The organism is Thermoleptolyngbya sp. M55_K2018_002, assembly GCF_015295965.1.
Taxonomy (GTDB): domain Bacteria; phylum Cyanobacteriota; class Cyanobacteriia; order Elainellales; family Elainellaceae; genus Thermoleptolyngbya; species Thermoleptolyngbya sichuanensis.
In genome coordinates this window covers 1-4,587 of the sequence record NZ_DVEA01000320.1, presented here as the reverse complement: position 1 = coordinate 4,587, position 4,587 = coordinate 1, and the positions used below count along the sequence as shown (strand labels likewise).

Here is a 4,587-nt window from a genome sequence, read left to right as displayed (position 1 = left end):
AGAGGGCGATCGCCCCGTTTGTCCGGGCAGTGGCGACAGGCTGAAGGAGGACCCCGGCGCAGGCTGCGGCAGCGTCGTAGATGAATCTGAAAACGTGGGCAATTCTAGATTTGGCTGGGCAAAACTAGGAACGCGGCTCAATTCCTCCGGCGTGAGTTGCACCAGCGACACGGGCCGCTGCACCTGCCGCTCGGTCGGCAGCTTTTGCCCCGGCAAAAACGGCAAAAACGCCCACAGCAATAGATGCGCCCCCACTGAAGCCAGCGCCGCCCAGAACAGCGGCTCCTGCGACCACCGTTGTAGCCAATTTTCGGGATAGGGTTCAGCAGAGTAATAGGTCATACGCGCTTCGTCGAAAGCCTCTGAAATTTTAGCGTAGGGAGGTCGGAGCGGGGGTCGGCAATCGCTGATCTCCGTTACACTTCTCTCCGCCGCACTTCACCAACAACAGCGAAAAATAGGGCAGCTTTAGCGAAGGGCGATCGCGCAAGTCGGCATGGATCACCTGCGTTGGCTGGCTGGCCCGCTCGACCACATAACTGTGCTGAAGCAGACCGCGCCGCTCCAGCACAGGCCAGACTTGTTCGTACACTGAACTCACTTTCATTAAAACCAATACATCCGCCGTATCCAGCGCCGTTTCCAAATCTGCAACGGTGTATAAAGCGGGCAACACCACCAGCCGCTCGGCCCGCACAGTCAGCGGCAGACCCAGCGCCGCCGCCGCCGCCATTGGAGAGCAGATGCCAGGAATCGTCTCTACCTGCGCTTCGGGATGTTGCTGCATCACGGTCTGCGCCAAATAGGTAAAGGTGCTATAGAAGCTGACATCGCCTTCCGACACAAACACCACGTCGTCGCCCTGCTGCAAATAGTTCCAGACCTGTGCCGCAGCCGTTTCCCAGGCTTGCCTCAGGGTCGCCTCCTCCTGCACATAGGGAAAGTCCAGCGCCAACTGCACCTGGTCTGGCCGAAGCCACTGCGCCACAATCTGCTGCACCACGCCCTGCTTGCCCCCTAGCCCTGCCGGAAACGCCACCACAGGCGACGACTGCAACAGCCGCAGCCCTTTCACAGAAATGAGTTCTGGGTCGCCGGGGCCAGCGCCCACGCCGTAGAGAGTGCCTGTCATAAAGGAGATTGGGAGTTGGGGAGGGGGTGAGATGATGGGGGAGGAAACAGAGGAGAGCCTGCTGTTCTCAACGCGACTCTCTCCCTATCATGCTATCCAGCATGACGCTTCGTTTTATTTCCCTGACCCACTAGATCTCCTACTGCCAGGCTTCCGCATGACCCTCACTCACTATCCCTATCCCTCCGGTCGTCGCGTCATTATGGGGCAGCGATGCGCGATGGCGACGAGTCAGCCGCTAGCCACGATGGCGGGGGCAGAGATGCTCTGGGCAGGGGGCAATGCGGTGGATGCGGCGCTGGCAATGGCGATCGCCCTGACGGTCGTAGAACCCACCTCCAACGGCATTGGGTCGGATGCGTTTGCGCTGGTGTGGGACGGGCAACTACACGGACTGAATGCGTCGGGGCGGAGTCCGCAGGGGTTGGTGCGGGCGGCGTTTGGTGATTTGGCAGAGATTCCCCTATGCGACTGGCGGGCGGTGACAGTGCCGGGGGCGGTGTCGGGCTGGCGATCGCTCTGGCAGCGGTGGGGCAAGCTGCCCTTTGAGCAATTGTTTGAACCTGCGATTCGCTATGCGGAGCAGGGCTTTCCGGTGTCGCCAGAAACCGCGCGGGCCTGGAAGCGGGCAGAGCGGGTGTTTTTGCCGCTGCAAGGCCAGGAATTTGAACCGTTTCAGCAGGTATTCTTTCCGGGCGATCGCGCTCCCAGAGCGGGCGAAATCTGGCGCAGCGAGGGCCATGCCAGAACCCTGCGGGCGATCGCTCAGTCCGGCGGCGAGGCATTTTACACTGGCGAGTTGGCCCAGACCCTCACCCGCTTTGCTGCCAGCACGGGCGGATTTTTGACGCTGGCAGATCTGGAAAGTCATACCGCCGACTGGGTTACGCCGATTTCGACGACCTACCGCGACCTGACGGTGTGGGAACTGCCGCCCAACGGCCAGGGCATCGCCGCGCTGATGGCGCTCAACATTCTAGAAGGGGTTGACCTGGGGCGCTATCCCCGCGACTCGGCCGACAGTTTCCATTGGCAAATCGAAGCGATGAAGCTGGCCTTTGCCGATGCCTATCGCTATGTTGCCGACCCCCACAGTCTGGAATTTGACCCGGCGCGGCTGCTGGACAAGGGCTACGCGGGCGATCGCCGTTCCCTCATTGCCGACACCGCCCTGCCCCTGGCAAAACCCGGCATCCCCAAAGGCGGCACGGTGTTTCTCGTGGCTGCGGAACCCGACCTGATGGTGTCCTTCATCCAGTCCAACTACGAAGGCTTTGGCAGCGGCATTTTGATCCCCGATACAGGCATTGCCCTGCACAATCGCGGCGCGGGCTTCACGCTGGAACCAGGACACCCCAATGAATACGCCCCCGCAAAGCGCCCGTTTCACACGATTATTCCCGGCTTTTTGACCCGCAATGGGCAACCGCTAGGCCCCTTCGGCGTGATGGGCGCACCCATGCAGCCCCAGGGCCATGTGCAGGTGGTGGTGAACTTGACCGACTACGGCATGAATCCCCAAGCGGCGCTAGATGCCCCCCGCTGGCGCTTTCGCCAGGGCAATCGGGTGCTGCTGGAACAGGCCGTGCCGCCCGCTGTGGTGCGAGCGCTGGGCGATCGCCATCACGCCATTCAGGTCAGCGCCGAAGTCAGCCAGTTTGGTAAAGGGCAAATTATCTTGAAGCACGGCAGCACCCTGATCGCCGCCACGGAACCCAGGGCAGATGGCGTGGCGATCGCCCTTTAGGAAGAAGGGAGAGGAAAAAACAAAGAACGAAGAGCGAAGAGCGAAGAGCGAAGAACGAAGAGCGAAAAGGGTTGGGGCATTTCCGTCTGTCCATCGCCTCTGCAATTCACGTTATGATGCAAGTACAAGCTTAAAGTTTTGTAAACGACTGCGCTTGGGCAGCCACCCGCGATTATCTCAGGAGGCGACTGTACTGGAGAACCAGCGCCATCGTCACAGGTTGGCAAAAGTGCTAACTATCTGGTAGCTAGCCGGCCGGTCGTTGCTCAGCTTTCCTAGCCCGTCCCTCCACTCCTACCCTTAACGCGCCTTGACTCCAGCCATCAAGCCTTCCCAACGCCCAACCCTGCCCACTGCCTGGCACGCCCTAAATCCGCTCTGGCAGGGTGGAGAAGATGTCGTGCAAAAAGGCTTGCCCCATCACCAACTGGCTCCGGCGTGGCAAATGCTGCTGCTGGGAGACGGTTCCCCCACCCGCCACTTGCAATTGCTAACGGGAGAACCGACTGAGGTAGACGTGATTGATATGTCGCTAGTGGGCATGGACCCGGACTATGCGCCGGAGCAGCTTTCCGTCGTGCCGGGGCCGAGGGTGCGGCGGCAGGTGTGGCTCCGCACGGCTTCGGGGCAGCGCCTCGCCTATGCTACGTCCTGGTGGAACGCTGAGCATGTGGATGAATATCTGCAAAATCGTTCGCTGGGAATTTGGGTCAACCTGACGAGGCTCCGCACCGAGCTATACCGAGATGTGCAGGGGATTTATTACGGGCATTCGTCGAGTTTGGAACTGGCGTTTGGCGAAGCGGGGCCGTTTTGGGGGCGGCACTATCTTTTCTGGCATCACGGACACCCGATTACGCTGATTTACGAAGTGTTTTCGCCCTATCTCAGGCAATACCTGGGCCCGGTGCGCCATGTTTAACTGCCATATTTAACTTTGGATCGGCATAGCAAGGCTGTTGCTGTTATACGTCCCCAAGCCAGCCCTTAGGCTAGAAGAAGCGCGATCGCCATCAGAAGGCCGTCCAGCAGAATTTCACCCCGCAAAACGGAAGGGATTGCAAATCGAACTGTTTCTCTCCGCAATGTTTCAGTTGCGGAGGGATTGCTCATCCCGTTAGGTTTGCAGATAATCCTGTCGCTTTTGGCGAAGGTTTCTGACTAAAAAATCTGGCTACCAAAGAAAAATAAATCCTTAACCTTTCTGGCTCAGCGATACAAATCTGGGTGACTGAGCGCATCCTTAAGTAGTAAGTAAGAAGGACGGTTTTGCGTCGTATGTGCATCGTGTATGTGGCGACACCTTGCACAACTCTTTTATCCCAGCCTTATCTGTCATGATGATGCCTGATCAGTCGCGGCGCTTACTTCCTGAGACAGATGTTTCCTGTAGCGTAGACGAAAGACAAAATACTGAAAGCTTTGATGAAATAGAGCCGACCATAGAGCCGCCTACAGAGCCGACTACAAAACTGGATCAAGGGATAGAAGCGCTGCATCGCTTAGCGGCTTCGTTTGACCCACAAAGCTGGATTCTGAAAATTCAACCCGAAGAGATTGCTGCTCACCTGCGCTGTTTTCTTCAGCAGGTTTGTGAAGCGGGCGAGTGGACGTTGGGAGTCTGCTGGTTTCCCCATGACTCGTTAGCACGGCTGGGATGGGCGGCGAGCTGGATCAATCCGCTGGCAGCGCTAGACTGGACAGTGGA

The 4,587-nt window shown here is 58.7% G+C and carries 4 protein-coding genes and 1 pseudogene; 3 read left to right on the top strand and 2 right to left on the bottom strand.

Features of this window, described 5'->3' with window-relative positions:
* Together IGS51_RS16310 and IGS51_RS16305 are read right to left on the bottom strand one after the other, a co-directional pair.
* Positions 1 to 342 (bottom strand): annotated as a pseudogene (locus IGS51_RS16310) (hypothetical protein); the annotation flags it as partial.
* Between the two features lie 28 nt (positions 343 to 370).
* Positions 371 to 1,132 carry a precorrin-2 C(20)-methyltransferase gene (locus tag IGS51_RS16305; RefSeq protein WP_297079832.1) on the bottom strand — a complete coding sequence of 254 codons (762 nt, stop codon included), beginning with the start codon at positions 1,130 to 1,132 and terminating at the stop codon, positions 371 to 373.
* Between the two features lie 157 nt (positions 1,133 to 1,289).
* Between IGS51_RS16305 and IGS51_RS16300 the strand changes: the two genes are divergently transcribed.
* The 3 genes from IGS51_RS16300 to IGS51_RS16290 all read left to right on the top strand — a co-directional run.
* Complete coding sequence (locus IGS51_RS16300; protein ID WP_297079830.1) at positions 1,290 to 2,879, top strand: gamma-glutamyltransferase family protein; 1,590 nt, start codon at positions 1,290 to 1,292, stop codon at positions 2,877 to 2,879.
* A gap of 310 nt (positions 2,880 to 3,189) precedes the next feature.
* Positions 3,190 to 3,801: a chorismate lyase gene (locus IGS51_RS16295; RefSeq protein WP_297079828.1), complete on the top strand. Its 612-nt coding sequence runs from the start codon at positions 3,190 to 3,192 to the stop codon at positions 3,799 to 3,801.
* 415 nt (positions 3,802 to 4,216) lie between these two features.
* Positions 4,217 to 4,587, top strand: a 371-nt coding sequence (locus IGS51_RS16290) for a hypothetical protein (RefSeq protein WP_297079826.1), incomplete at its 3' end; no start/stop codon positions are given.

Bases quoted from the DNA above. Each gene is read 5' to 3' on its own strand.
- IGS51_RS16305 (WP_297079832.1), bottom strand. From the start codon at position 1,132: ATGACAGGCACTCTCTACGGCGTGGGCGCTGGCCCCGGCGACCCAGAA.
- IGS51_RS16300 (WP_297079830.1), top strand. From the start codon at position 1,290: ATGACCCTCACTCACTATCCCTATCCCTCCGGTCGTCGCGTCATTATG.